This window comes from Streptomyces sp. NPDC037100 (genome assembly GCF_055606225.1).
The window spans coordinates 728,882-754,976 of the sequence record NZ_JBVJSX010000001.1 but is presented as its reverse complement, the minus strand read 5'-3'; the positions used below and the strand labels follow the sequence as shown (position 1 = coordinate 754,976).

Annotated in this window: 25 protein-coding genes, 1 tRNA gene and 2 pseudogenes; 13 read left to right on the top strand and 15 right to left on the bottom strand. The window is 71.4% G+C overall.

Annotated features, from left to right (window positions below; genetic code table 11):
• Positions 1 to 87: 87 nt before the first annotated feature.
• Positions 88 to 1,356, bottom strand: a complete 1,269-nt coding sequence (locus tag ACZ7EG_RS03445) for an NAD(P)-binding domain-containing protein (protein WP_471071560.1) — start codon at positions 1,354 to 1,356, stop codon at positions 88 to 90.
• Positions 1,356 to 2,606: a carboxylate--amine ligase gene (locus ACZ7EG_RS03440; protein ID WP_471071557.1), complete on the bottom strand. Its 1,251-nt coding sequence runs from the start codon at positions 2,604 to 2,606 to the stop codon at positions 1,356 to 1,358. The genes ACZ7EG_RS03445 and ACZ7EG_RS03440 overlap by 1 nt, the downstream gene beginning before the upstream one ends.
• 167 nt (positions 2,607 to 2,773) lie before the next feature.
• On the opposite strand from ACZ7EG_RS03440, the gene ACZ7EG_RS03435 reads away from it, so the two are divergent.
• The gene (locus ACZ7EG_RS03435) at positions 2,774 to 4,084 is read left to right on the top strand and encodes a glycoside hydrolase family 26 protein (RefSeq protein WP_471071555.1); all 1,311 of its coding nucleotides are present in this window, start codon (positions 2,774 to 2,776) and stop codon (positions 4,082 to 4,084) included.
• Between the two features lie 58 nt (positions 4,085 to 4,142).
• Here the strand turns inward: ACZ7EG_RS03435 and ACZ7EG_RS03430 are convergent, their stop codons facing one another.
• From ACZ7EG_RS03430 to ACZ7EG_RS03395, 8 genes are read right to left on the bottom strand one after another with little or no spacing between them, the layout of a single operon-like run.
• Positions 4,143 to 4,799, bottom strand: coding sequence for a YveK family protein (locus tag ACZ7EG_RS03430; RefSeq protein ID WP_471071552.1), 657 nt, complete (start codon positions 4,797 to 4,799; stop codon positions 4,143 to 4,145).
• Complete coding sequence (locus ACZ7EG_RS03425; RefSeq protein WP_471071549.1) at positions 4,796 to 5,947, bottom strand: glycosyltransferase; 1,152 nt, start codon at positions 5,945 to 5,947, stop codon at positions 4,796 to 4,798. The genes ACZ7EG_RS03430 and ACZ7EG_RS03425 overlap by 4 nt, the downstream gene beginning before the upstream one ends.
• A 1-nt stretch (position 5,948) precedes the next feature.
• Positions 5,949 to 6,713 (bottom strand): polysaccharide deacetylase family protein, encoded by a 765-nt coding sequence (locus ACZ7EG_RS03420; RefSeq protein WP_471071546.1) that lies wholly within the window; start codon positions 6,711 to 6,713, stop codon positions 5,949 to 5,951.
• The gene (locus tag ACZ7EG_RS03415; protein WP_471071543.1) at positions 6,697 to 8,397 is read right to left on the bottom strand and encodes a lipid II flippase MurJ; all 1,701 of its coding nucleotides are present in this window, start codon (positions 8,395 to 8,397) and stop codon (positions 6,697 to 6,699) included. Before ACZ7EG_RS03415 ends, ACZ7EG_RS03420 begins: the two co-directional genes overlap by 17 nt.
• Entirely contained in the window at positions 8,394 to 9,734 is a 1,341-nt protein-coding gene (locus ACZ7EG_RS03410) for an O-antigen ligase family protein (protein ID WP_471071540.1), read from the bottom strand. The genes ACZ7EG_RS03415 and ACZ7EG_RS03410 overlap by 4 nt, the downstream gene beginning before the upstream one ends.
• Before the next feature lie 5 nt (positions 9,735 to 9,739).
• The gene (locus tag ACZ7EG_RS03405; RefSeq protein WP_471071537.1) at positions 9,740 to 11,167 is read right to left on the bottom strand and encodes an exopolysaccharide biosynthesis polyprenyl glycosylphosphotransferase; all 1,428 of its coding nucleotides are present in this window, start codon (positions 11,165 to 11,167) and stop codon (positions 9,740 to 9,742) included.
• Positions 11,164 to 12,414, bottom strand: a complete 1,251-nt coding sequence (locus ACZ7EG_RS03400; protein ID WP_471071534.1) for a glycosyltransferase family 4 protein — start codon at positions 12,412 to 12,414, stop codon at positions 11,164 to 11,166. Before ACZ7EG_RS03400 ends, ACZ7EG_RS03405 begins: the two co-directional genes overlap by 4 nt.
• A 50-nt stretch (positions 12,415 to 12,464) precedes the next feature.
• Positions 12,465 to 13,553 (bottom strand): DUF3344 domain-containing protein, encoded by a 1,089-nt coding sequence (locus ACZ7EG_RS03395; protein WP_471071531.1) that lies wholly within the window; start codon positions 13,551 to 13,553, stop codon positions 12,465 to 12,467.
• Positions 13,554 to 13,950: 397 nt separating this feature from the next.
• Between ACZ7EG_RS03395 and ACZ7EG_RS03390 the strand changes: the two genes are divergently transcribed.
• The 4 genes from ACZ7EG_RS03390 to ACZ7EG_RS03375 all read left to right on the top strand — a co-directional run bounded on the left by ACZ7EG_RS03390 (position 13,951) and on the right by ACZ7EG_RS03375 (position 16,950).
• Positions 13,951 to 14,727, top strand: a complete 777-nt coding sequence (locus ACZ7EG_RS03390; protein ID WP_471071528.1) for a hypothetical protein — start codon at positions 13,951 to 13,953, stop codon at positions 14,725 to 14,727.
• Between the two features lie 564 nt (positions 14,728 to 15,291).
• Positions 15,292 to 15,414, top strand: coding sequence for a hypothetical protein (locus tag ACZ7EG_RS03385; protein WP_362038711.1), 123 nt, complete (start codon positions 15,292 to 15,294; stop codon positions 15,412 to 15,414).
• Positions 15,415 to 15,611: 197 nt separating this feature from the next.
• Positions 15,612 to 16,100 (top strand): tyrosinase family oxidase copper chaperone, encoded by a 489-nt coding sequence (locus ACZ7EG_RS03380; protein WP_471071526.1) that lies wholly within the window; start codon positions 15,612 to 15,614, stop codon positions 16,098 to 16,100.
• The gene (locus ACZ7EG_RS03375) at positions 16,084 to 16,950 is read left to right on the top strand and encodes a tyrosinase family protein (RefSeq protein ID WP_471071523.1); all 867 of its coding nucleotides are present in this window, start codon (positions 16,084 to 16,086) and stop codon (positions 16,948 to 16,950) included. Before ACZ7EG_RS03380 ends, ACZ7EG_RS03375 begins: the two co-directional genes overlap by 17 nt.
• A gap of 77 nt (positions 16,951 to 17,027) precedes the next feature.
• Here ACZ7EG_RS03375 and ACZ7EG_RS03370 read toward each other — a convergent pair whose 3' ends face one another.
• Entirely contained in the window at positions 17,028 to 17,327 is a 300-nt protein-coding gene (locus ACZ7EG_RS03370; RefSeq protein ID WP_471071519.1) for a chaplin, read from the bottom strand.
• 388 nt (positions 17,328 to 17,715) lie between these two features.
• Here ACZ7EG_RS03370 and ACZ7EG_RS03365 point away from each other — a divergent pair, with 388 nt between their 5' ends.
• From ACZ7EG_RS03365 to ACZ7EG_RS03350, 4 genes are all read left to right on the top strand, one after another.
• Positions 17,716 to 17,994 (top strand): hypothetical protein, encoded by a 279-nt coding sequence (locus tag ACZ7EG_RS03365; RefSeq protein WP_471071516.1) that lies wholly within the window; start codon positions 17,716 to 17,718, stop codon positions 17,992 to 17,994.
• Between the two features lie 82 nt (positions 17,995 to 18,076).
• Positions 18,077 to 18,355 (top strand): hypothetical protein, encoded by a 279-nt coding sequence (locus tag ACZ7EG_RS03360; RefSeq protein ID WP_471071513.1) that lies wholly within the window; start codon positions 18,077 to 18,079, stop codon positions 18,353 to 18,355.
• A gap of 235 nt (positions 18,356 to 18,590) precedes the next feature.
• Positions 18,591 to 18,860: a hypothetical protein gene (locus tag ACZ7EG_RS03355; RefSeq protein WP_471071509.1), complete on the top strand. Its 270-nt coding sequence runs from the start codon at positions 18,591 to 18,593 to the stop codon at positions 18,858 to 18,860.
• A 144-nt stretch (positions 18,861 to 19,004) separates the two neighbouring features.
• Positions 19,005 to 19,280, top strand: coding sequence for a hypothetical protein (locus ACZ7EG_RS03350; RefSeq protein ID WP_471071506.1), 276 nt, complete (start codon positions 19,005 to 19,007; stop codon positions 19,278 to 19,280).
• 156 nt (positions 19,281 to 19,436) lie between these two features.
• Here ACZ7EG_RS03350 and ACZ7EG_RS03345 read toward each other — a convergent pair whose 3' ends face one another.
• The 3 genes and pseudogenes from ACZ7EG_RS03345 to ACZ7EG_RS03335 form a co-directional block, all read right to left on the bottom strand.
• The gene (locus tag ACZ7EG_RS03345; protein WP_471071503.1) at positions 19,437 to 20,396 is read right to left on the bottom strand and encodes a D-2-hydroxyacid dehydrogenase family protein; all 960 of its coding nucleotides are present in this window, start codon (positions 20,394 to 20,396) and stop codon (positions 19,437 to 19,439) included.
• A gap of 288 nt (positions 20,397 to 20,684) precedes the next feature.
• Positions 20,685 to 20,774 (bottom strand): annotated as a pseudogene (locus ACZ7EG_RS03340) (VOC family protein); the annotation flags it as partial.
• 112 nt (positions 20,775 to 20,886) lie between these two features.
• Positions 20,887 to 21,081 (bottom strand): annotated as a pseudogene (locus ACZ7EG_RS03335) (PIN domain-containing protein); the annotation flags it as partial.
• On the opposite strand from ACZ7EG_RS03335, the gene ACZ7EG_RS03330 reads away from it, so the two are divergent.
• Both ACZ7EG_RS03330 and ACZ7EG_RS03325 read left to right on the top strand, forming a co-directional pair.
• Positions 21,041 to 21,343 carry a hypothetical protein gene (locus ACZ7EG_RS03330; RefSeq protein ID WP_471072454.1) on the top strand — a complete coding sequence of 101 codons (303 nt, stop codon included), beginning with the start codon at positions 21,041 to 21,043 and terminating at the stop codon, positions 21,341 to 21,343. The pseudogene ACZ7EG_RS03335 and the gene ACZ7EG_RS03330 sit on opposite strands and share 41 nt — an antisense overlap.
• Before the next feature lie 281 nt (positions 21,344 to 21,624).
• Complete coding sequence (locus ACZ7EG_RS03325) at positions 21,625 to 22,071, top strand: tyrosine-type recombinase/integrase (protein ID WP_471071500.1); 447 nt, start codon at positions 21,625 to 21,627, stop codon at positions 22,069 to 22,071.
• Between the two features lie 75 nt (positions 22,072 to 22,146).
• Here ACZ7EG_RS03325 and ACZ7EG_RS03320 read toward each other — a convergent pair.
• Positions 22,147 to 22,222, bottom strand: a tRNA-Arg gene (locus tag ACZ7EG_RS03320).
• Between the two features lie 321 nt (positions 22,223 to 22,543).
• Between ACZ7EG_RS03320 and ACZ7EG_RS03315 the strand changes: the two genes are divergently transcribed.
• On the top strand, positions 22,544 to 24,151 hold the full coding sequence (locus ACZ7EG_RS03315) for a dynamin family protein (RefSeq protein ID WP_471071497.1): 1,608 nt from the start codon (positions 22,544 to 22,546) through the stop codon (positions 24,149 to 24,151).
• 3 nt (positions 24,152 to 24,154) lie between these two features.
• Positions 24,155 to 25,975 (top strand): YfjP family GTPase, encoded by a 1,821-nt coding sequence (locus tag ACZ7EG_RS03310; RefSeq protein ID WP_471071494.1) that lies wholly within the window; start codon positions 24,155 to 24,157, stop codon positions 25,973 to 25,975.
• Positions 25,976 to 26,095 lie beyond the last annotated feature (120 nt).

The following is a 26,095-nucleotide window of genomic DNA, read 5'->3' as shown; positions in this document are numbered from 1 at the left end:
TGGCCGACCCGCCCTTCCCGGCACGAGAGCGGGCCGCTGACGACGCTGTCGTCGTCAGCGGCCCACGGGTCACCGTGTGGGGCCCCGTCAGCGGTGCACGGGCGACGGCGACTCGCTCCGGCTGCCGTCCACCGGAGCGGGGACGACGCCGCCCACCGGCATCGCCCCGAGTCGGCGGCGTACTCCGCGGACGAGTGTCGACGCCGTGAAGGACGCGCCCTGCACGAAGCGCATGGCCGGGCCGAAGCCCGAGGCCGTCACCAGACCGGCGAGGAACAGGCCGGGGCAGGAGGACTCGAAGCTGCGCCCGACCGACGGGGAGCCGTCCGGCAGGGCCGCCAGCGTTCCGCGCAACTCGGGGGAGAGCAGTCCGAGCCGGTCGCAACGCGCCCGGAACCCCGTGGCGGCGATGACGTGTTCGGTCTCCAGACTGCGCAGGGCACCCGTACGGCTCGCCATGTCCAGCCGTACCCCGCCCGGCACCGCACTGGCCGCGGTGACCTCATGGCCCGGCAGCAGCTCCACCACGCCCTCCACCCGGTCCCGCACCCACCACGCGCCCGCCGGCCCCAGCGCCGTGGTCGCGATGCGTGCCCGGGTCGGCTCCGGCAGCCGCCGGAAGAGATTCGGGCGCTCGGCGTAGAACCAGTTCCGCCAGCCGGGGCCGAGGCCGCTGTGGGGGGAGCGGGCCGACTGGTACCAGGGGCGCTCCCAGGGCGGTGGCACGTCGTTCCACCGCAGTTGTTCCGCCCGCGCCAGGACACGGACACGCGTGCCCTGTTCGGCGAGCAGGGCCGCCGTTTCCAGAGCCGCCTGCCCGCCGCCGATCACCGTGACGTCCTTGTCGCGGAAGCGGTCGAGGTCGCTGTGGTGGCTGCTGTGCGTCACCAGGGCGGGATGCAGTCCGCGCAGTGCCTGCGGTACCTCGACGAACGGCATCACACCGACCGCCAGGGCCACCGTGCGCGCCTGCACCTCCTCCCCGTCCTCGGTGACCGCCGTGAAACCGCCGGGCCCGTTCGCCACGCGGGTCACCGTGCGCTCGTCCACCTCCGGTACGGCATTGCGCGCGAACCACAGGCCGTACTCCGCGAACGCCTCGACCGGGATCGGCTGCGCATGACGTGCCGTCAAGCCGTGCTGCTCGCAGTAGACCTCCAGACGCCACTGCCCGGCCGGGTCGGAGAGGTTGGACGCCCACGGTTCCGACTTCAGGAACATGCCGCGGGGCATGTTGTCCCGCCAGGACGCCATGGGCCGGCCGAACACGCGCAGGTTCAGCCCGGCGGCCGCGGCGTGGGACGCGATCGACAGACCGTACGGGCCTGCGCCCACCACCAGAAGGTCGTACACCATCAACTGCTCGCTTTCTTGTTGTCGGTCAGGGAGGGCGAGGCCGCCCGGGGGATCAGCCGGGGCGTCGGCACCGTCGTCGTGCCCAGCCGCTCCCACAGCCGGCGGGACGCGTGCCGGCACCACTGGGCCCACATGACCCGTCCGGGGGAGCGGTCGTCCGCGGCGTACCAGGCCAGTTCGCGCCCGCCCGGCGCCGCACGCAGCGCCGCCAACGGCGCGTAGTTCTCCACCACGAACGCCCGCCCGGCCATCGGGGCCCCGGCCGGCAGTGGACGGCCCGTCAGATCCAGGTGCAGGGCCCGTACGACGTCCAGGCCCGTGCTGTCCGCGAAGAGCCGGAACTGGGCGCCGGCGCGCGGGTTGAAGTCGAGCAGGTGGTATCGGCCCGTCTCGCCGCAGCGGCGGAAGTCCAGGTCGAAGATGCCCCGGTAGCCCAGCTCGCCGGTGAGCCGCTCGGCCAGCGCCTGCACCTGGGGATTGGGGGTCCAGCAGCCCACGGCGGTCAGGCCCGCCCCCCGCGGCCAGGCCAGCTGCTTGCGGCCCGGCCCGCCCGCGCGCACGCCACCCGAGCGGTCGGCGTAGCCGTGGAAGAACCAGTCCCGGTCCTGCCCCGGTGGCAGGTACGCCTGCAGCAGCAGACGGCTGCCCGCTTCCTCGGTGCGCGAGAACAGCTCCCGGGCCTGCTGTACGGACCGCACCAGCACCGTGCTGCGCAGTCCGCCGCCGGCGGGCAGCAGCCAGGGACGGCTCCACTTCGCCACCAGCGGCAGCCCGAGCCGCCGCACGGCCTCGTCGACCTCGGCCGCACTGTCCGGGATCAGCGTCAGGGGGTGCGGGACCTCGGCGGACGCGCACACGGAGGACAGTTCGGCCTTGTCGGCGACGCGCTCGGCCAGGGTGCCGGGCATCTCCGGCAGAAGGTAGGAGGACGCGAGCTCGTCCCGTGTCCGCCCCACGGTGATCGCGCTCGCGTCGTCCATCGGGACGAGTACGGCGGGCCGCGCGATCCGGTCGGCCACGCGGCGCAGCACGGCGAGGATGTCCTCCGTGGACGCGCCCGGGGGCGGCGGGGGGTGCATTTGACGTACGTAACGTGACGCTCCGACGGGACTTCCCGCGGTATCAGCGACGACGTGTACTTCCACTCCCGCTCTGCCGAGCGAGCGCACGGCCCCCAGTGTTCCGTGGTGGAAAGGATTCCGGTCGATCCGCAGTACAACAGCGGGGACGCGGATGTCGAGCAGCGACACGAATTCTCTCTTTCTCTTCGACCGTCTCACCCGCTCGGGCGAGCCCGGCACTCGAAAGCCGCAACGGCACTGGCGTTCCAGGTCTTTCTATGACTCACTTATATGACTGCCCGTCAATAACACCAATTACGGCAGCACTCCGCACGAGAGCGAAGAAAGGAGCAGGCATGGCCCCACAGCACAGGCGGGCCAAGGTCCGCCGGCTGACCTTGGGCGCGGCAGCGGTCGCCGCGTCGGCCGCCCTGGCCTCCGGCCTCGTGGCGGAGGTGGGGGTGGCGCAGGCCGCCGAGCCCCGGGCTCCGGCGCCGACCCCGGTGGCGCCCGCCGCCACGCCCTCGGCCCTCACCCCTCCGGCCCTCACCCCTCCGGCCCTCACCCCTCCGGCTGTCACCCCTCCGGCCCTCATGCCTCCGGCCCTCACCCAGCCCCCGACACCCGCCCCGGCCACCACCGCGGCGGCCGGTGAGGAGATTCCCGCCTTCGGTGTCTTCCTCAGGTCCGACGCCCGTGGCGTGGCGCGGATGCCGCTGTTCAGCCACTGGCTGGGCGGCACCGAGCTCCGCGTCGGCCACACCTACCTGCCGGGACACCGCTGGCGCGACATCGAGGGTGCTGCCGACTTCCTGGACGTGTGGGCGCACTGGCGCAACAAGAAGGCCGACCGGATGCTGGTCCTCAACGTCCCCATGCAGGAGCGCAACGAGGAGGGTGTCTCCGACGGCGAGGTCAGGCAGCTGCTGCGGCGCGGCGCGGCCGGGGAGTTCGATCACCACTTCCGTGTCCTCGCCGAGCGGTTGGTCGAGCTGAAGGTGCCGGACACGGTCATCGTGCTCGGCTGGGAAATGAATGGCACCACGTACACCCATCGCTGTGGGCCCGACCCGGAGGCCTGGAAAAAGTACTGGAACAGAATCGTCGCCACCATGCGTGCCGTGCCGGGCCAGAAGTTCCGGTTCGATTTCACGCCGAGCCGTGGCCGGGATGCCGTTCCCTGGACGAAATGCTATCCGGGGGACGACACGGTCGACGTCATCGGCATGGATTCCTATGACCAGCCGAACGGAATGTCGTTCGACCAACAGGTGAAAGAGCCCTACGGGCTGCAGCACCACGTGGATTTCGCGAAGGCTCACGGCAAACCCATTTCCTACCCGGAATGGGGGCTCTTCCGCAACGGTGACAATCCCGAGTACATGCGGCGCATGCTCGCCTGGATGGACGAGTACAGGCCGCTTTACAACACGCTGACCGACTACTGCCCGCACGGTGTGTGGCAGTGCGGAGCCAACCCGAAGTCGTCCCACGTCTACCGGTCCGCCCTGTACGGCCGCGGCGACCAGGCGACCCCGCCCCTCACGCCGAAGCCGACCCCGCCCAGCACGACGCCGCCCCCGGCGGACTGCACACCGCTGGACCTGGGCAGCTGGGTGGAGGAGTGGCTCGGCGGGAAGCTCTGCCTCCGCTTCGACTGGTGGTGATCCACCGGCCTGGTGAAACGCCGCTCCCCGGTGCCGTGCTGGGCCGGGCCCGCCGTCGTCACCGTTGTCCGCGCACATCGGCGGCGGCGGCCGGGCCGGGCACCGAGGGGGTCGGGGCACTCTCGCCGTCCCGGCCGCTCTTCCTGGGCCGCGCCAGCAGGGCCAGGCCGCCCAGCAGACCGCCGGCGCTCGCCCCCACCAGACCGGTCACCGCCGGTGACGCGGACGTCGGCTCGCGCGGCTCCACCGCCCGGGAGAACCGCACGAGCCGCACGTGGGTGCTGTCACTGCTGTCGTCCGCGTGGCGGGTCAGAGAGCGGGTGACCGCGTTGGCCATGTCGACGGCGAGGCCGGGACGCGAGGAAGTGGCCGAGACGGCGACCATCGGCGCGTCCGGCGACGTCGCCGTGCGCACACTGTGCTGCAGGGTGCGCACCGGGACGCCCGCGTACACCTGAGCGTCCCCGAGCACCGCGAGCTGCGTGGCGACCCGGCCGTACGCCTGAGCGAAGCCCAGGGCGGCGTCCGGCGTGGACTTTTCGGTGGGTACGGCGATGACGTAGCTCGTGGCCGTGTACGTGGAGGGTGTGAGCAAGCCGTAGGAGCCGCCGAGCAGACCCCCGACGAGGGTGCCGGCCGCCAGCACGGACCACAGGGGAAGGCCCCTGAGACGAGCCGGGGACAGGCGGTGCTGACGGGTCGGAGTGTCGGTCATGAGGAGGTGGCTCCCAGAGGTGAGAGGGACGGCGAACTGGAGACCGCTGTCGCGTACACGTCCGTGAGACGGGCCGCGCAGTGGGTGATGCTGTAGTGGTGGGCGACCTCCGAGGCCCTGCGTGGCCGGGCGCCGGCCGCGCGGACCTCGGCCATCGCGTGGGCGTATGCCTCGGGGCCGCCGCGCACACACCGGGCGCCGGCGGCAGCGGGCGGCCGCACATCCTCGATGGCCGGGCAGGAGGCGTAGAGCACCGGCAGCCCGGACGCCAGAGCCTCCACGGCCGCCAGACCGAAGGCCTCCTCCGTGGAGGGGGACGCGAGCAGGTCCATCGCCGAGGTGAGTGAAGGCAGGTCCGGACCCGGCGAGTCGTCGCGCACGTAGGGACGTTCGCCGGTGAAGACGACGCGCTCGGCCACTCCGGCCTCGTGGGCCGTGCGACGCAGGGCGTGCTCCTCGGGGCCGCCGCCCACCAGCAGCAGCCGGCACTCGTCCGGAAGCAGGGCGAGCGCGCGGACGAGGACGTCGAACCGCTTCCCCGCGGTGAGCCGGCCGACACCGCCCACGACCCAGGCGTCCTCCGGCAGGCCGAAATGCCGGCGGGCGAGCGCGCGCCGCTCCGGGTCGAAGCGGAAGCCGTCGAGGTCGATGCCGTTCGGGACGACCTCGATGCGGTGCGCGGGCACGCCCCAGCGCTTCAGGCGCTCGGCCACCGTCGGGGAGACGGCGACCGTCGCCGAACCGAGCCGCTCACTGGCGAGATACAGCCCGCGCACCCCTGCCGTCAGGCTGCGGCCCTCCATCTGTGAGTCGCCCAGGGAGTGTTCGGTGGCGACGACCGCCCGGACCCCGGCCACCCGTGCGGCGAAGCGGCCGTAGACACAGGCCCGGTAGAGGTGGGTGTGCACCAGGTCGTAGCCGCCGGCGCGGATCAGCCGGACCAGGCGCGGCAGCGCGGCCAGGTCACGGTTGCCGCCCATGCCGAGATGCGTGACACGGACCCCGTCGGCCGCCAGGCCCTCGGCGACCGCGCCGGGGTTCGTGAGCGTCACGACGTCGCAGTCGACGGGCAGATGACGCAGCAGCAGGCGCAACTGCTGCTCGGCCCCGCCGACGCCGAGGCCGGTGATGATGTGCAGAGCCCTCATCTCACAGGCCCTCCACCGCGCGCCGGCGCAGCCGGTGCAGCCAGTGCTTGAGGTGCAGGCGCCACGCCGTGTCGTCCTGGCCGACGTACACGCGCGGCAGGGCGTGCGGACCGGTCAGCGGGCCCGGGTCAATGGCGCAGGCGTAGGTGTACCCCGCTTCCCGTACGGCCTCCACGGCGCGGGCGTCGATCGCGCCGTACGGGTAGCAGAAGCCGTCGACCGGGGTGCCGGTCAGCTCCTCGAGCTGTGCGCGGCTCTCGGCGACCTCGGCCTTGAGCGTGCGGTCGTCCGCCTTGGTGAGGTCGACGTGCGTCAGCCCGTGCGAGCCGATCTCCACGCCTTCGGCGGCCGCGCGCCGGATACCGTCCCCGGTCAGCAGCGGCTTGCGCGGGCCGAGCGGATCCCAGGCGTTGACGCCACCGAGCCGTCCGGGCAGCACGAAGAGGGTCGCGCCGCAGTCCCAGCGGTGCAGCAGCGGCAGGGCGTCGGTGACGAAGTCGGCGTACCCGTCGTCGAAGGTCAGCCCGACCAGGTCGTGCCCCTCGCCCCGGGCGCGGGCGGCGAGCAGCTCGGTCACGGACACGCCCCGCAGCCCGCGCCGGCGCAGCCAGGCCAGCTGCACCCCGAGCCGTGCGGGCGTGACCGTGATGCGGTACGGGTCGTCCGAGCAGTGGCCCACCGAGTGGTACATCGCCACCCAGGGGGCCGGCCCCCTGTGCGGGGCCCGGGGTCTGTCGGTGTCGAGGGAGTCAACGGGAACGGCCATGTGCCAGCCTTCGTGTGACGGCGCGTAGGGAGCGCAGAGCGGACGCGGAACTCTGGGCACCGAAGGCCCAGCTGAGCGGGACGAAGACGAAGGTCACGGTCAGGAGGCCGGCCGTGAGGCCCACCGCCGGGGACGGCAGCCGGCTCGCGGCGAACGCCCCCGCGGCCGTGGCGACGGCCGCGGCGGCCACCAGCCTGCTCAGCTCGGCCAGGACCGGCCGGACCCGGACCGAGACGCCGTGAGTGCTGTTCGGCCGGCCCGTTCGCAGCCCGGCGAGCAGCAGGGTCGCCGTGACGGTGATGCCGAGGGCGTTCGCGGCGGCGATCCCCGCCACTCCCCAGGAGTGCACGGAGCCGGCGCCGATCCAGGACGTCACGGCGATGCCAGCCGCCATCGCGCCGAGCGGGTACCAGCTGGCCCGGCCCGCCGAGAAGTAGGACCGCACGAGGGCGCCCACCAGGGTCTGACTCAGCAGCCCGAGGGCGTACACGCGCATGACGTCCGCTGTCGCGTCGGTGTCGCTCGGGGTGAACGCTCCCCGCTGGAAGAGCAGTTCGATCATCTGGGGGGCGCAGGCGACCACCGCGCACATGCCCAGCAGCACCAGCCACGAGGCGAGCGCCAGATCCCGCTCCACGCGGCTGCGGGCCCGCGCGGTGTCGCCGTCCGCGAGAGCCCGCGCCACCACCGGGAAGGTGACGGTGCACACCATCAGCGACAGCGTCATCGGGATCTGGGCGACCTTCTGCGCGTAGTTCAGGTGCGAGATGGCACCTGAGGGCAGGCCGGAGGCGAGGAAGCGTTCCACGAGGACCTGCGACTGGCGGCACAGGGCGAACAGGAGCACCGCGGCGATCAGGGCGAGTTGCATCGGCCGCTCCTCGACCACCGCCCCGGCCTTGGCGAGGTGCGGCGTGGGCGACGCCAGCCGCCGCCACAGCGACGGCAGTTGCACCGCCACCATCAGACAGCCGCCCGCCGCGACCCCGACCGCGGCGGAGCGCACGCCCCAGCCCTCGCCGAGCAGGAACATCGCGGCGATGATGCCGGTGTTGTACACGACGTAGATCGCCGCGGGCGCGAGGAAACAGCGGTGTGCCCGCAGGGCGGCACTGCAGTATCCGGCGAGCCCGAAGGCCAGCACGCAGACAGCCGTGATCCGGGTGCAGTCGGCGGCGAGCCGGGGGTCGGGCAGACCGGGAGCGAGAGCCTGGACCAGGTGGGGAGCCGTGCCGGCGATCAGGGCGGCCACCGCGGCGAGGGCGAGACAGAGCCGGGGCAGGGTGGCGCCGACCAGGGCGCGGACCGGGTCGCCCGGTGCGCCCCGGGCACGACGGGCCAGCGCCATGCTGAACGCCGGGATCAGCGCGATCGCCAGCCCGTCCTCGATGAGCAGCGTGGCGGCGAACTCCGGAACCGTCCACGCCACCAGGAAGGCGTCGGTGTCGCTCCCGGCGCCGAACAGCCGCGCCAGCGACTGGTCGCGCACCAGGCCGAGCAGTGAACCGGCGATGGACAGCGAAGCCGTGACGAGCGCGGCCCTGGCCAGGAAGCTCCTGGAGACCGACGACGGCGCCGAGGCCTGGTCGGTACCGTCGCCGGTCTTGGTGGCGGTCCGCGCCGGGGGCACGGTCACCGCTTCGTCCGTTTCGGAGCCGGGGGAATGCGAAGGCACCACCGTCATCGAACCAGAGCCTCCTCGGCGGGCTCACGTACTGAGCTGCGGGGCGCATCCGCGTGCGCGTCGCCGGTCAGCGCCCACCAGGCCCCGAGCCCCATCGCCACGGCGATCAGCACGGTCGAGGGTCCGCCGATGTCGCCGTACATGAAGTCGGTCAGCAGCCAGATCAGCAGCCCGCAGGCGACGAGCCCGCAGTCGACTCCCGGGCCGCGGTCGCGGACGCGCACAAGCCGCCGCACCCCGCACACCAGCAGCGCCAGCCAGCTCCCGGCGAGCGCGAGCAGCCCGATCAGGCCCTGCTCGCTCAGCACCAGCAGGTACATGTTGTGCGGAGACAGCAGCGGCTGCCGCTGGTACGCAGCTCCCGCGCCTTCGGTCTCGCTGCCCGACGACAGCGCCAGCGTGGCGTGTCCGTCCCGGTACTCGGGGAAACCCTTCAGCCCGACCCCTGTCAGCGGGTGCTGCCGCCAGATCTCCGTGGCGGACGCCCACAGGGTGTACCGGTCGACGACGGACTGGTCGGGGGCGTCGGCGACCTGGGCGATGCTGCCGATGCGCTGTTGCAGAAGAGCCGAGCCCACACCGAACCCGCCCACCAGGATCACACCCGCTGCGACCGCGGCCGCGGCCACCTTGAGAGCCCGCCGCCATCCGGTCAGGACCAGCTGCACGGCGCACGTCAGGAACGTCGCGATCCAGGCTCCCCGGCTGAAGGAGAGCGCGAGCGGCAGCAGCAGCACCGCTGCGCACGCGGCGGCGGCCGCCCGCTGCCGTACGGACACCCGGCCCAGCGCGATACCGACCGCGCACACCAGGCCGAGGGAGACCGCCGTCGCCATGCCCATCACGTCGTGCGACCCGAAGGTGCCCACCGCCCGGATGTTCGCGCCCTGGTAGGAGGCACCGGTCCGGGTGACGAACTGGTGGACGCCGAGGGCCCCTTGGCACAGACCGAGCCCCACGAACGCCCAGGCCACCATCCGGAAGCCGGTCCGGTCGCGCAGCAGCAGCAGTACGGCCGCCGGAACGAGAACGAAGGTCTGCAGATAGCGTCCCAGGCCGGTGAGCCCGGCCTGCGGCGAGAACGCCCCCATGGTGGACAGCGCGAGCCCCACGACCGGCAGACCCAGAATCACGGCGGCGGCGGGTGACAGCGGGCGCCGCCGTTCGAGCAGGAGACGCATCACGCAGTAGACCACCACCAGCCCGGAGAACACGTCGGCGGGCCCCGCTCCGTCCGACGTCAGTGGCAGCGCCAGCAAGGCCGGTACGGCCACGACGAGCAGGGCCGGTGTCAGCGCGGCGTCGCGGCGGGGAAGGGGCGTCAGTGCGAGGCTCACCTGTCTCAGCTCCCCGTGGGACGTACCACCGTGGCGGCGGTGCGCAGCAGAATGCAGACGTCCTGCCACAGGGACCAGTCGTCGATGTAGGCGTTGTCGAAACGGCAGCGGTCCTCGATCGAGGTGTCGCCGCGCAGGCCGTGGACCTGGGCGAGTCCGGTGATGCCGGTCCGCATCCGGTGGCGGACCGAGTAACCGGGATAGGTCTGGCCGAACTGGGCCACAAAATAGGGGCGTTCGGGTCGAGGTCCGACCAGGCTCATGTCGCCCCGGAGCACGTTCCACAGCTGGAGCAGTTCGTCGAGCGAGGTGCGCCGCAGCATCCGGCAGAACCAGCGCATCTCGTTCTCGTTCGCCACGCTCCACCGGGTTGCCGACTCGTGCTCGTCGACCGGGCGGTGCGTGCGGAACTTCAGCAGTGTGAACGGCTTGCCGCCCCTGCCGATGCGCTCCTGCCGGAACACCACGCCCGGCCCGTCGCTGATCCGCAGCACCGCGGCGAAGGTCAGCAGCAGCGGGCTGACCAGCAACAACAGCGTCCCCGACACAAGGATGTCGAGCGTCCGTTTGGCCGCACTGTCACGCCGGACCGGGGACATGTCCAGCCGTCGGCAGGAGAACCCGGCCAGTCGTTCCCGTGCCGCGTACGACGGGGTGTCGGCGTCGACCTCCCAGACCACGCAGCCCGAATCGGCCAGCACCCGCAGCAGCGGCTCCTGTTCGGAACGTACGGAGGGGTGCACGGCCAGCACCGCCCGCACCCCGTTCTGGATGACCGCACGCTCCACCTCCTCGGCGGTCGTCAGCACCGGCAGAGTCTCGGTGCCCTCCGGCTGCTCGGCGACGATCCCCACCGGCCGGACGCCGCAGCGCGGGTGACGCAGTACGGCGGCGGCCACCCGCTGTGCGGTCGTGACCGGCCCGAGGACGAGTGCCGTGTGCGGGTGGCGCAGCAACGCGGCGCGACGCCGCGCGTGCACGGCTCCGCGCAGCGCGCAGCCGGCCGCAGTGTGCAGGGCGAGGCCCGTCAACACGGTGGGCAGGGACAACGCGTGCTCCGGCCGGTACGCCGCCAGAAGCGCCGCGAAGGCCAGCCACGCCACCGCGATGCGGCCGCACAGGGCGGGCAGTTCGTCCAGCAGCCCGGGCAAGGGCGGCCGCCCGTCGCGGCGGCGCGGCAGCAGCGAGGCGACGATCAGCAGGGTGACGAGGAGCGGGTGGCGCTGGGCCCCGGTGAGCGCGAGCGTGCCCGCAAGGGCGGCGAAGCCGTCGGCCACGAGCAGCGGAACGGGTGAGGCCGGCCGGGTCGGGGGCCGCGGGGCGGACGACCGGAAGCCGGTGGTCGTGCCGCGCGGGGGCATGACCGAGACTGGTGAGGACCCGTGGTCCCGTGGCGGTACGCCGGGGGAGGGCACGGTACGTTCGGCGGTCACGAGTGGATGGACTCCCTGTACTCGGTGGGCTCGACGCGCTGTGCTGGCCGGTTCGCCTCGGCGCCACGTCCGGTGTCGAGCGGCTGACCGTGTTCAGCGCTGGGGGTGGTGGCGGTCCATGGGCCGAGCAGGTCGCGATAGACGTCCGAGACGGCTTCGGCGGTGTGCCGCACGTCGTGGGCGGACAGCACGTGCCGGCGGCCCTGGTCGCCGAGCGATGCGCGCAGCAGCGGGTCTGCCAGCAGCGCGGTGACGGCCCGGGCCAGCGCCGCCGGGTCCTCCGGCGGAACCAGGCACCGGGCGGAGGTGGAGGAAGGCAGACTCTCCCGGGCGCCGTCGACGTCCGTGACCACGACCGGCCGTCCGCAGGCCATGGCCTCCAGCGGCGCCAGGGCCATGCCCTCCCAGCGGGACGGCAGGACGACGAGATCGGCGGCCTGGTACCAGGGGGAGGCGTCGGCGACGGCTCCGGCGAACACCACGGAGCGCGGGGCGCTCTCGCGAAGCCGGTCGTGGTCCGGCCCGTCGCCGACCAGGACGAGACGGGCGTCGGGCACCTGCTGTTCGACGGTCTCCCACGCCTGCAGCAGGACGTCCTGCCCCTTCTGCCGGCACAGCCGTCCCACGCACACGGCGAGCGGTGCCGTGGGGTGGATGCCGGCGAGCGGGGCGAGTTTGGCCCGTACGGCGTCGGCGGCGGCCGGGCGGAAGCGCTCCGGGTCGATGCCGTTGGGGACGACGGTCCAGCGGCCGGTGATCCTGGCGCCCATGCCGGTCGCGCGTTCCGCCTCGCTCACACACACCACGCGTGAGGCCCACCGCGCTCCCCAGCGTTCCCACATGAGCGCCAGGGTCGCGGTGCCTCCGCCGACCGCCTCGAACGACCAGGCGTGCGGCTGGAAGACCGTCGGGATCCGCCCGCGTACCGCGAGGCGTCCGGCGAGCCCGGCCTTCGCGCTGTGCGCGTGGATCAGATCGGGACGCACCTCGTCGATGACCCGTGCCAGGTGCCGTACCTCCCGGATGAGCGACGTACCGGGAGACCGCGTGGCGTGCCAGTGCCGTACGCGCGCGCCGAGCGTCCGCAGTTTCGTGGTGAGCGCGCTGTCGGGGCAGGCCACGGTGACGTCCAGGCCGTCCGACAGTTGCGCCTGGACCAGGTCGGTGACGACGCGTGCGACACCGCCGTCCACCGGCTGGGTGAGGTGCAGGACTCTGGGGTGAGGTGCGGTGGATGACAGGTGCATGTGCGCGGATTCCTCGCTCGCTAAGGCGTTCGGGGCGGGCGGCGGGGTGCTCACCGCCGTGCGTCGACGGCGGCGAAGAGCACGCCGGCCCACGCCGCGTCCTGCTGAGACTGGATCCGGAAGGTGGCCTGGCCCCCGCCGAACTGCAGGGCGCTTCCGAGATCGAACACGTCGGAGTCGTAGCCGAGGGTGTGGGAGTAGGCGGGCACACGTGCCGCATCCCCCCCGGGCTCGCTGATGGTGGAGTTGAGGACGTCGTCGCGGGGGTTGGCGGCGTTGCTGAGGGCGGACACGGCCTGGCCGCTCGTCACGGTGAGCGAGTCTCCGCCGGTGCCGCGGTCGCCGTTGTACGCCACCAGGCCGGCACGGCCCCACGCGCCCGCGGCGAAATCGACGCCGCCCAGGCCGATCTCCTGTCCCGTACCGGGCCCCAGCGGGGTGAAACCGTCCCAGACCGCGAGGTGCCGCAGCGGCTCCGCCGGGTTCTCGTAGGCCACCACGAGCGTCCAGCCGCCCCAGGCCCCGGCCGTGGATCTGCCCATGGCGATGTTGACCTGCGCCACGGTGTACAGGCCCGCTCCGCCCTCCCGCACCAGCCGTGTCACGTCGGCCGAGGCCTGGAAGGCGTCCATGCCGTCCATGACGCGGTGTCCGACCGTCGTGTCCGCGAGCAACTCCTTGTACTCGCCGCCGGGTTCGGCGATCAGCACGCGTCCGTTGTCCTGTGGCGGCTTCTGTTCGCCCACGCGCAGATTTCCACCCCAGTACAGGCGCGCGTACGTCACCCGGGAGCCACTGGGGAGACGGACCTCCGCGCGGGTGGAGTTGTACGTGTTGGCGTCGCGGTCGACGTCGACGTAGAACATGTCGAAGTCGCCGTTCACACCGGGACCGCCTGCCTGGGCCGCCGGACACGAAGGGCCCTGGGCCGTGCGGCAGGTGATCGATGCGTTGGCAGCGCGTACGATGCCGCCGTGCTGGAGCGCGCGGTACCGCTCGGTGAAGCTGAGACGCTCGGCTTCCGGCGCGGGCGCGGCGGCCGGTGCGGCGGAGGGCGAACTGCCGGCCGCCCACACAGCGGCAAGAGCGAGGACGCCCACGGTCGCGCGGCGGAACAGCGGGCCCAAGGAATGACGCATGACCGGTCGTTGCCCTTTCGAACGGGGGGCCGTGGCAGAGCGCCACGAATGCGATGTGTCCGCGCTGAGAGTGCGTCGGGCGGTTCGCAACTCTAGTCATCAACCGGACATAGTCGATGAAATTCGATGAAATCTGACAAGTGTGTCGGAATCGTGAAATCGCACATATTTGCTGGTTCCGGCCGTCGACTCGTTCCCGGAGAGGGCTTCCGTTCGGCGCGGGCCGCCGCCTTGCTCCATCAGGGGTCCGAAGAGTGCGCCCTGACAAACCGTCTGATCAGGCTGGACACAGCAAAAGGGGGAACTGCGAAATCCCGAAAAGCGTATGAGCGGTTGCGGGAAGTAGTGGGCGCTTTCACGGTGGGCTCAAGATCCAACGCCGTCGAAAGGAATCCCCATGTGCGCTCTGTCCGCACGGCGCATCGTGTCCGGCGCGCTCTGCGCCGCCGTTCTGGTCGGGATCACCGGCCCCGTCGCCATGGCGGCCGAATCGTCCCGGGGGCACGGCCACCGTGTGGCGCCCGAGGCCCGGCTTCCCGGCACGGACGCGCGGCTCGCGCAGGTCGGGAAACTGAACTGGGGCGAGCTCACCCCCGTCGCCGACCTGCTGAACGCCGTGCTCCGGGACAGCAACGGGACGCTGCCCCCGGCCGAGGCCGAAAGGCTGGCAGCCGCCGCGAAGACCGCCCTGGCCGAGTCGGCCGCCAAGGGTGCGCCGACCTCGCTCGTGTCAACGGTGGTGCGGCTGCCGGCTCCCGCCCTGCCCGCCGCGGTACCCGGAGTGTCGGTGCCGCGCGCCGCCGACCCCGTGACCGACCTGCTGGACCTCGTGGTCGGAGCGGTCGACGGCCTCCTGAAGGCGATCACCTCCGGTGTCGGCGGCGTCCTTCCCTCGGTCGACGACCTGCTGAGCGGGGTCGACGACCTCCTCGCCGCGCTGACCGGGGGCACCCCCTCGCTCCAGGAGGAACCCGCCGTGTCGACACCGTCCGACGATGTGGCCGACGATTCGTCCGGCCCGTCGTCGACGGCGGACCCCGAGGAGACGGCCGTCATCCTCCCCGATGTGCCGCTGCTGGAGCCGGTGCTGCCACCGACGTCCTGCCCCCCCCGCCCGGTCGTGGCGCCGCTCGCGGGGGAGCGGCGCCACGACTGTTGTTCTTCGGTCGTTTAATAGATTTCGTATGAGGTATTGGCAATCTTCGGCATCTCCGGTTTCCGCCCAGGCCAGGGCTCGTTAGGCACGGCGACAGAATCCCCTCCGGCGACGCGCGTTGCCGAAGAAAGGAACACGATGAAGTCTCTGAAGGCCGCCGCCGTCTTTGCCGGATCCCTGATCGCCGCCGGTTCCGCCACGCCCGCGTTCGCCCAGGACGCCATGGTCGCTCCCAGTGCGCCCGCCGCTCAGAGCGCTCCGGACGTGCAGGCCGCTCCGGTTGCTCAGGCTGCGCCGGCTCCTCAGGCTGCTCCGGTTCAGAGTGCTCCCGTCGCCCAGAGCGCTCCGGCGGTTCAGAGCGCCCCGGTCGCCCAGCCCGCTCCGGTTGCCCAGGCTGCTCCCGCCCCTCAGGCTGCTCCCGCCCCTCAGGCTGCTCCGGCCCCTCAGCCTGCGCCGGTTGCCCAGCCTGCGCCGGTCGCCCAGCCTGCGCCGGTCGCCCAGCCCGCCCCGGCCCCCGCCCCTCAGCCCGCTCCGGCCACTCAGAGCACGCGCGACCTGGCGTCCACCGACTTCACCGGCGGCGTGAGCACCAAGGTCCCCCTGGACGTCACCGCCGAGGGCAAGGAGTCTCTGGTCCACACGGCGAAGAACGCCGCGTCCGCGGTCAACGACGCCAAGCCGATGCACGGCAACCTGTGGTTCTAGGGCGGCAAACACCCCGTACGGAGGGCCGGTCCTCGGAAAGTCCGAGGACCGGCCCTCCGTACGTGTCCCCCCGGTGACGCGGCCGGCCTCCTCCCCCCGGAGGAGACGGACGATCACTTGTCTGGCCGCACGGCGGTGACCGCACGGGACGTCCGGCGGTTACGGCTACGACACCGGAACCGGACGAGGAGTGGACCATGGCCGTCAGCATCGGCGGAGGGCGGGAGGGAGACGGGGCGCCGGCGGCCCCGGCGAGGCCCAAACGGGGCAGTACACGGCGGGAGGTGGCGCGCGGTCTGCGTGTCTGCGCCTTCGCCGCCGCTGTGGCGGCCCCGGTGGCCGCCGCCCTCCGGTCGCAGAGCCCCGGGGCCGGGGACGCTCCGAGCGCCACCGTCTTCACCGAGACCCGTCACGGACGCCGCATCGTCATGGTGTGGAACCCACCCCGCGGCCCGGCCGGGCAGGGCCGGTGGCACGTCACGGTGGACGGACGCCCTCTGCATCTGATGCGCCGGGCCGACGGCACCTGGCTGAGCATGGTCGACCACTACTGCTCCCATCCCTCACCGATCGAGGCCGCCCGCGCCGCCGTCGACGCACTCGGCCCCGGCCAGCGCCTGCGTGAGCCGGCCCCGGCAAGCGCGGGCCACGTCCACACGGAGAACCGGCGTGGCGTACGTACGTAGGGACGCCGGTACGCTCACCAGGTCCGAGCAGCGGCGGTTCGTCAAGGCGCTGCTGGAGGTCAAACGGCGGGGCGAGTACGACGAGTTCGTGCGGCTGCACATCGAGTACTTCTCCGCGGACGGCGAGCTCGGACTGCGCGCCGCGCACATGGCGCCGTCGTTCCTGCCATGGCACCGCCGGTTCCTGCTCGACCTGGAGCGCGCCCTGCGCCGGGTGGACCCCTCGGTGACGGTGCCGTACTGGGACTGGACGCGCGACCGCAAGACCACCTCCGCGCCCTGGACGGCCCATCTCCTCGGGGGCGACGGGCGCCGTTCCGACCATCAGGTGATGACCGGTCCGTTCGCCTACCGGGAAGGCAACTGGACCATCAAGGTGAACGTGACCGACAGGGAGTTCCTCACCCGGAACCTCGGACGCCCCGGCAACCCGGTCGGCCTGCCCACGAAGGGCGAGCTGGAGCGGGCGCTGGAGGACCCTGTCTACGACGTGGCGCCCTGGGACTCGACGGTCACCCGGGGTTTCCGCAACAGACTCGAGGGCTGGGGCACCGGCCGCGACAACACGGCCTGGCGCAACCACAATCGAGTCCACGGCTGGGTCGGTGGGGACATGCTCGGCGGCGCCTCCGTCAACGACCCCGTGTTCTGGTTGCACCACGCCTTCATCGACCTGCAGTGGTACCGCTGGCAACGCCGGCACCGCGGTGCCGGCTACCTCCCCGCGAGACCGCCGGGACGGGGCGACCGGCAGCACGGCCGGATCGTGGCACGGCACCAGAGCCTGCCGCCGTGGGACGTGACGCCGGCGGAACTGGAGGACGTCGGCCGGATCTACCGCTACGCGTGAGCCGACACGGATTCTCACCGGACACGAGGAGAGCCCCGGCCTTGGGGGCCGGGGCTCTCGGGTCACGACAGCAGAAGTCAGTGGCGGTGGCCGCTCTTCTTGCTCTTCTTGTCGTGGTTCTTGTCGTGCTTCTTGTGGCTCTCGTTCTTGCACTCGTTGCCGACAGCCGGGTTCAGCAGGCCGACCACGTTGACGGTGTTGCCGCACACGTTGATCGGCACGTGAACCGGAACCTGGACCACGTTGCCGGACAGGACGCCGGGCGAGCCGATGGCAGCGCCGTGGGCGCCGGCGTCCGCGGCGGCGAGACCGGCTCCACTGAGCACCACGGCGCCCGTGCCGAGAGCAACAGCGCCAACCTTCGCGATGCGAGACATCACGTTCTCCCTTACTGACTAGGTAAGTGCGGCAGCAGTACGAGCGGCCGCACTGCTCGTACAACGCGACGAACCCGAACCAGTCACGACAAATCTTCTCCGGATCACCCATCTTGAACAGCGGCTCGGCCAAACGGGTGTTGATCGCGGGCCCCCGCTTGTCCCCGCTCTTCCGCCGGCTGTACAGGTGGGGGCGGCAGCGGGGCCGGGGTTGCCGTCCGGCACGGGGCCATCGGGGGGACGCGCGACTCCGCTGTGACGTGCGTTTTCACGAGAAAGCCACGCCGCAGGGCGTTTCGCGTGGCAAAAGCCGCAAACGCCACTTATCTTAGCCACTGTCGGTGACCGGACCATAACGGTCTGTGTCGACTCGAGAATCGGAGAAGTAATGCGCAAGTACCAGAAGGCCGCGGTCGTCGTGGCCATGCTCGGCAGCGTCAGCTTCCTCGGCGCTGGCGTTGGTCACGCTGCGGGCGGGGACGACAAGTTCAAGCTCGACAACGAGCAGGCCCAGTCGTGCGAGCAGAACGACTCGACCCAGGGTCTGGTCAACGTCGACGACGTCAACGTCAACGTGGCCGCCCTCCTGGGCCTGGCCAACCAGGACAACAGCGAGCGCGAGTCCCTGACCTGCTCGCAGGCCTTCTCCCTGCGTGGCGGCCACTGATCAGGTTGATCAAGGCAGGCCCCGTGGCTCGAACCATGCGTCCGAGCCCCGGGGCCTGCCGCCTGACTGAAGGAAAAGGTAGATGTTCGACTCGAAGAAGACCGCTGCGGTGGCGGCGGTTCTGGGGACCTTCGCCCTGATGGGCCTCGGGGCCGTCCAGGCGTCGGCCCAGGGTGGCCCCGGCACGTGCGTCGAGGACGGTGCGGGGCATGTCCGCTGCGTGCAGATGAGTGAGTACCAGGTCATCAAGGACAAGCGCGGAAGCGTCACCGTCGTCAACGACTCGACGCAGACCTGCCCGTCGTCGCGCAGCCAGGTCAGCTGTGTCGACAGTGTCGCGGTTCCCGTCGCGGGGAGCTGACGCCTCGCCGGCCGGTGCGGGCTCGCTCTGTCCGTGGACGTGCGCGGCCCCCGGCGGCGACTCGGGGTTCTGTCACCCGCTGTGTGCCGGTGTGTGGAACTACAAAACGTCTTTTCCAGAAACTTACGCGATTGGGCGTTTCGCCCGAGCGAAAGACGCACAGCCAACCTAGGGTTGGCAACTGTTGGTGACCAGCCCACTACGGTCTGTGTCGATTCGAGGAATCGGAGAAGTAATGCGCAAGTACCAGAAGGCCGCGGTCGTCGCGGCCATGCTCGGCAGCGTCAGCTTCCTTGGCGCTGGCGTTGGTCACGCTTCGGACGGCGACGAGAAGGTCAAGATCGACAACCAGCAGGCCCAGTCGTGCGAGCAGAACGACTCGCGTGAGGGACTCATCAACATCGACGACATCAACGTCAACCTCGCCATCCTGGGTCTCGCCAACCAGGACAACAGCGAGCGCGAGTCCGTGAACTGCTCGCAGGCCTTCACTCTGGGCAAGTAATCACCGACCAGGTGATGCAGGCAGGCCCCGGGGCTCGAACCAGGTGTCCGAGCCGCGGGGCCTGTCATTTGGCTTCTTTGCCGCTAATGCGTCCGGAACGACTCGGCTGCCCGGCGGCGGGTCGACCGTAAAAGGAAAAGGTAAATGCTCACTTCGAAGAAGATCGCAGCGGTAGCGGGAGTTCTGGGGAGCTTTGCTCTGATCGGTGTCGGTGCCGCCCAGGCCTCTGCCGACGGTGGCCCCGGCAAGTGCGTCGACGACGGCAACGGTCACGTTCGCTGCGTGGAACTGAGCCAGTACACGTACACCACCGACCAGGGCAAGGTCACCGTCGTCAACCACTCGACGCAGGAGTGCCCGACTTCGCACAGCCAGGTGTCCTGCGTCAGCAGCGCCGTCGTTCCCGGCAAGAAGGCCTGACTTCCGTCGAGACCGAGGCGCCTCGTTCATGGCGGCGACCTTGAGACCACCCGTACAGCCGGCGATGGCCGGGACCCGATGCCGGGTCCCGGCCATGCGCGTGTCGTGGATCTGCGGCCGGTGGCCGCCGATGGAAAGCGCGCCACCGCACGCGGGTCAAGGCAGCCGGCGAACGGGCGCGCCCGCGAGGAACGCGCGGATGTTCTCGACCGCCTGCCCGTAGTACGTCGCGTAGTTGGTCCGGGAGACGTACCCGAGGTGCGGCGTGGCGAGGAGGCGCGGTGCCGTGCGCATCGGGTGGTCCGCCGGAAGGGGCTCGATGTCGAAGACGTCGACGCCGGCACCGGCGATACGGCCCGCGTGCAGGGCGTCGAGGAGAGCGTCCTGGTCGACGATCGCCGCACGTGAGGTGTTGATCAGGTAGGCGGACGGCTTGAGGAGGGCGAGTTCGGACCGGCCGAGCAGGCCGCGGGTGCGGTCGCCGAGAGCGAGATGGACCGACACGAAGTCGCTGTCCGTCAGCAGCTCCTCCTTGGAGGGGGCGAGTTCCACGCCGACCTCGTCGGCACGCTCCCGGGTGAGGTTCTGACTCCACGCCCCGACCCGCATGCCGAAGGCGAGCCCGACCTGCGCGACCCTGCTGCCGATCTTCCCGAGTCCGAGCAGCCCGAGACGTCGGCCGTGCAGATCGGCACCGACGGTGCTCTGCCAGGGGCCGCCGGAGCGCAGGGCGTTGCTCTCCTCGACGATCCCGCGTGCGAGGCCGAGCAGCAGCGCCCAGGTCAGTTCGACCGGCGGGGTGGAGGAACTGGCCGTGCCGCACACCGTGACACCGTGGGCCTCGGCGGCCGCGTAGTCGATGACGGAGTTCCGCATGCCGGAGGCGACGATCAGTTTCAGCCGGGGCAGCCGGGCGATCAACTCCCCGGGGAACGGCACGCGTTCGCGCAGGGTCACGACGATGTCGAAGCCGGCCAGCGCCGCTGCCAGGTCGTCCTCGCCTTCGATGTGCCGGTCGAAGGCCACGACCTCCACGTCGTCCGCGACCTCCGCCCAGTCGGCGACCTCGGTCGCGACCTTCTGAAAGTCGTCCAGTACAGCGCATCGCAGCCGCACGGCTGGCCCCTTTCACGGTGCAGGGTTTTCACGGTGCAGGGTTTTCACGGTGCATGGTCCGGTTCGGGTAAGGAAACCATGATCGCGCGTACCCTGGGGCTGCGGGAAGCGGCAGAACCTCGACACCGCCTCGCGCCGACCCCTTCGTCTTCGTCCCGAAGCACTGGGAGCGTTGGGGTGGGCCCTCGATCTGGACTAATGGGGCTGCGACCGGCCCTGTTCGCCGGGGAACTCACCACGGGACTCGTCGCGGAACTCGTCGAGCAGCTCGAAGAACAGCTCGAAGAACAGCTCGAGCATCGGGATGCACGAATCCTTGCCGTCGTACAGCGTGCGCAGGAGCACTGCACCGAGCGGGACCAGTCGTGCGCATTCCGCGGGCGCCATCGTCGTGCAGACCGAGGTCTCACGTGACGTGTGACGGACGGTGGGTGTCCGCGACCTGGAGTGGAAGCACCTTGGCTTCCGGCGCAGGGCGGGCGGACGGGTACTACCGGTCGTGCCGGACCTCGGGCCGGGTGACGGGCACGATGGTGATCAAGTCGTCGAGGCCCTGGAAGTCATCGGGGGTGGTGGTGAAGAGGGGCAACTCCTCGGCGGCCGCGACGGCGGCGATCATCAGGTCGGCCACACGGGGACGGGGCTTGCGGCCGGCGGAGACGACGGCGGCGCAGATCCTGCCGTGGCAAGCCGTCGGTAGCGTGCAGCAGAGTATTGGCGCGGGAGCGGGGAAGGGGGTAAAGCGGGAGGGAGGACAGGAGACAACTGTGACCGTCCTCGCGATCTTTCTATTCATCATAGGGACGCTCCTGATCTTCATTGGGACGTTTCTGGTCGCCGTCGGGGCTACCTTGATCATCATGGGGATGGCCCTGATCGCCGTGGGCGCGTTCCTGCTGATCCGGAGACTTCTCGACCGTGATCGAACGCGATCTCACTCATGGTGAACCTGAGGGTGGCTCCCTCAGTGCAGCCACAACTGATCATCGGCGGCCGTGACCTGCGGCCGCCTAATCGATCAACGCTCTGACCTGCTGCTGAGCTGTCGGCAGTTGTCGGCGTTGGTCACCGTCGAGCGCCCTTCCATGGCCCCTGGACGGCCCGGGAGGGCGCTTCGTGTGTTGGTCAGTCGGCCTCCTGGTGGCCCACACCTGTCGGGCACCAGGGGGCGTGGCCGACCGTTGAACAGGCGCACAACTCGCATGCTGGGGCAGGACTCCTCGCGCGAATGTCTGCTCGCCTTCGTGGTCGGTCCTCAGCATGTCGAAGCAAGTTCAGAAAATCCCGCACGCCGCTTGCCGATGCCCCCACCTTCATACCCGCAGCCGCCGGGCGCGCCAGCCGGGGCGCAGACAGGAGGCAGGCCGCGCCGCAGAGGCGGCGCGCGCAAAACGGCCTGGTCTTCACCACCCGGCGGGGGATCCCGATCGAGCCACGGAACCTGAACCGGCAGTTCTACCCGATCCGCGAGCGGCTCGGCCTGGACGTCCGCTTTCATGGCCTGCGCCACACTTGCGTGACCCTGCTGCTCGGCCTCGGCATCCTGCCGCACATCGTCCGCGACATCGTCGGGCACAGCGCCCTTGATGTGACGATGAACATCTACGCGCACGTCGGCATGACGGAGAAGCGGGCCGCTCTGGACAAGCTGGGAGACCTGCTGTCCGGCGAGTGACGAGGCCGTTGCCGTCAGAGACGCGAAACGCCCTGGAGGGGAGATCCCCTCTGGGGCGTTTTTGCTGGTAGGAGGTGGCGCCCCCGGCAGGACTCGAACCTGCGGCCAAGCGCTTAGAAGGCGCCTGCTCTATCCACTGAGCTACGGGGGCCGGGTGTGGTGGCCTCTGTCCTGGTGCCCGGGTGTGGGCCGAACCGTGACGTTGCCGGGGACAAGGATAGGGCTCCCGCGTCCTTGTCCCTGTTGCTTCGCCTCCGTGGCTCGATGTGGAGGTTCGGTGAAGCGGTCCTGATAATCGCAGGCAGGTACGAATCGTGCACCGCTTTTGGCGTCAGACGCATCGGGTGTTGTGCACTCGTTATGCCTGGAGTGTGCCCGTGTCCCAGTCGTCCCTTCCGTCCCTTGTGTTCTGTCGGCGCGCAGACATGCTCATATGCTTCAGAATTCCCCTAAAATTGGGCATTCTTCACATGTGGTGACCTTGGACGTACGGCCTCAGCTGCTCGACGCACTCTCCGCCCTGCGCGACCGTGTCGCCGCCGCACGCTTCCCGCTGCCCCTGGCGGGGGCCCCACGCGCGCGTGCCAACCGCGATGAACTCCTCGCGCAGCTCGACGACTACTTGGTGCCCCGCTTGCGGGACCCCGAAGCGCCGCTTCTGGCCGTCGTGGGCGGGTCGACCGGAGCCGGGAAATCGACCCTGGTGAACTCTCTCGTGGGACGGCGGGTCAGCGAGGCGGGCGTGCTGCGGCCGACGACACGCACCCCCGTGCTGGTCTGCCATCCGGAGGACCACCACTGGTTCAGTGGGATGAGGGTGCTGCCCGATCTCACGCGCGTGTGGGTGGCCCAGGAGGAATCCACCGAGGATCTGCTGCTCCCCGGCGAGGACCCCGCGCGCGTGCTGCGCGTCGAGGCCGCCGAGACCCTCCCGCCCGGCCTCGCCCTCCTCGACGCGCCCGACATCGACTCCCTGGTCTCCGACAACCGCGTCCTGGCCGCCGAACTCATCTGCGCCGCCGACATCTGGGTCATGGTCACCACCGCCGCCCGTTACGCCGACGCCGTCCCCTGGCACATGCTGCGCACCGCCAAGGAGTACGACGTCACCCTCGTGACCGTGCTCGACCGTGTGCCCCACCAGGTGGTGAACGAGGTGTCACGGCAGTACGGGGCCCTGCTCACCAAGGCCGGGCTCGGCGAAGTGCCGCGCTTCACCGTGCCCGAGCTGCCCGAGTCCGCCTGGGGCGGCGGGCTCCTGCCGGCCTCCGCCGTCGCCCAGTTGCGCACCTGGCTCATCCACCAGGCCCAGGACCCCGCGGCCCGGCAGCACGTCCTCGCCCGCACGGCGTACGGCGTCCTCGACTCCCTCAAGTCCCGGATGCCCGAGCTGGCCGGTGCCGCCGCCGCGCAGTACGCCGCCGCACTGCGTCTCACCTCCGCCGTCGAGGGGGCGTACGACAGCGAGCACACGCGCGTGCGGGGCCGGTTGCAGAGCGGCGCGGTCCTCGCCGGGGACGCGCTCAAGAGGTGGCGCGCCTTCCCTCTGGACTGCACCGCCGGTGAACTCCTCGACGCGCTCGTGGAGAGCCTCAGCGCGCTGCTGCTGTGCGCCGTCACCGCCGCCGACGAGCGCGTCCAAGACGCCTGGCGACGTGAACCGGCGTCCGCCGCCCCCGAACTCACCGCATGCGACTCGGGGGCGGACAGCGCCGAGCAACGCATCGGGCTGGCCGTACGGCGTTGGCGGCGGGAACTGGAGGAGCACGCCGAGGACGAGGTGCGCGAGCTCGACCGCAACCTCGCGCCCGACCCCGAACTGGTCGCCGCCCTGGTCGCCACCTCCCTGCTGGGCGGCCGCCGGGGCCGGATGGCCGGGGAGGGACTCGCCGAGCGGATCGGCGCCCATGGCGCGCTGCGGCTGCGCGACCGGGCCGGGCGGCTGCTCGCCGAGCACGTGGACCGCGTCCTGCACGCCGAACGCGAGCGCCGGCTCGCCCCGCTCGACGCGCTGGACGTCCATCCCGAGCCACAGGCCGAACTCATCGCCGCGCTGTCCGTACTGCAGAAGGAGAGGTGACCGGTGACCGCCGTCACTGACCAGGACCCCACCGAGCACGCCGATCAGCCGGACGACGACGCCCGCAAGGCGGCAAGCGCCGCCGACCGGAGTGCCCCGGACGGCGAACGCGCGACGCGCACCGACTCAGCGGAAACCTGGGACGACGGGCTCATCGCTCGCCGGGTCAACGAGACAGCCGAAGGAGACCGGTTCCCCATGACGGACAGCCGCTCCGCCGTCCCGCCGCCGGTGACCCCACTGGTGTACGAGGGGGCGCTGCGCTCCCGGCTGGAGGCGCTGCGCCAACTGGTGGGGCTCTCCCGTACCCGGCTCGACAGCCGGACGCTGTCGCAGGCCGGCCGGGTGCTCGACGAGGCGTCCGCGCGGCGCAGGCTCTCCGGGCAGCACACCGTCGTCGCCATCGCGGGCGCCACCGGAAGCGGCAAGTCGCAGCTGTTCAACGCGCTCGCGGGGGTGACCATCTCGGAGACGGGCGTACGCCGTCCCACCACTGCGGCACCCATCGCGTGCAGTTGGAGCGACGGGGCGGCCGGCCTCATCGAACGGCTCGGCATCCCGCCCCGGCTGCGCCGCCGCCCGCTGCCGTCCGGGGACGGCGAGTCGCCGCTGCGCGGACTCGTCCTGATCGACCTGCCCGACCACGACTCCGCCGCCGTACAGCACCGTCAGCACGTGGACCGCATCCTGGCGCTCGTCGACGCGGTCATCTGGGTCGTCGATCCGGAGAAGTACGCGGACGCCGTCCTCCACGAGCGTTATCTGCGGCCCATGGCGGCCCACGCCGAGGTCATGTTCGTCGTCCTCAACCAGATCGACCGGCTGCCCGGGGAAGCCGCCGAACAGGTCCTCGACGATCTGCGGCGGCTCCTGGACGAGGACGGCATCGCCCTCGGGGAGTACGGCGAACCGGGCACGACCGTGCTCGCGCTGTCCGCACTCACCGGGGACGGCGTGAGTGAACTGCGCGAGGCGCTCGGCCAGTTCGTCTCGGAGCGCGGGGCGGCGAACCGTCGCATCTCGGCCGATGTGGACATCGCCGCGGCCCGGTTGTGGCCCGTCTACGCCACCCAGCGGCGGACCGGGCTCAGCGAACAGGCCCGGGAGGAGTTCTCCGACCGGCTCGCGGACGCGGTGGGCGCCACGGCGGCGGGCGAGGCGGCCGAGCGGGCGTGGCTGCGCAACGCCAACCGGGCCTGCGGTACGCCCTGGCTGCGGCTGTGGCGCTGGTACCAGGACCGCGGCGAGCCCACCACGGGACGGCTCCCCGGGCGCACGCAGGCCGACGAGGAGGCGACCGCCCGTCAGCGGGTCGAGCAGGCGGTGCGGACGGTGGCCGACCGGGCGTCGGCCGGGCTGCCCGCGCCCTGGGCGCAGGCGGTGCGCGAGGCCGCCGTGCGAGGCTCGCAGGGGCTGCCGGAGGCGCTGGACGAGCTGACCGCGCGTGCGGGCGTGCCCACGGGGCGGCCGCCGCGGCCCGGGTGGTGGCCGGTGGCCGTACTGGTCCAGGCGTCCATGACGATCCTGCAGTTCCTGGGCGGGCTGTGGCTGCTGGGCCAGATCATCGGAGTCGTGTCGCCCAACCTGGGGGTTCCGGTGCTGCTGATGGCGATCGGCATCGTCGGCGGCCCAATCATCGAGTGGAGCTGCCGGATGGCGGCCCGCGGCCCGGCCCGGCGCTACGGCCTGGAGGCGGAACGCCGATTGCGGGAGGCGGCGTCCGGATGCGGCAGGGCCCGGGTATTGGACCCGGTGGCGGCGGAGCTGCTGCGCTACCGGGAGGTCAGGGAGCAGTTCGGGAGGGTGGTGGGAGCGGGACGGTGACGCTACGGCGGTGAGGGACTCTACGGCGGTGAGGTGCCGGGTGGGGCGGTGAGGGACGCTACGGCGGTGAGGTGCCGGGTGGGGCGGTGAGGTGACGCTACGGCGGTGAGGGACGCTACG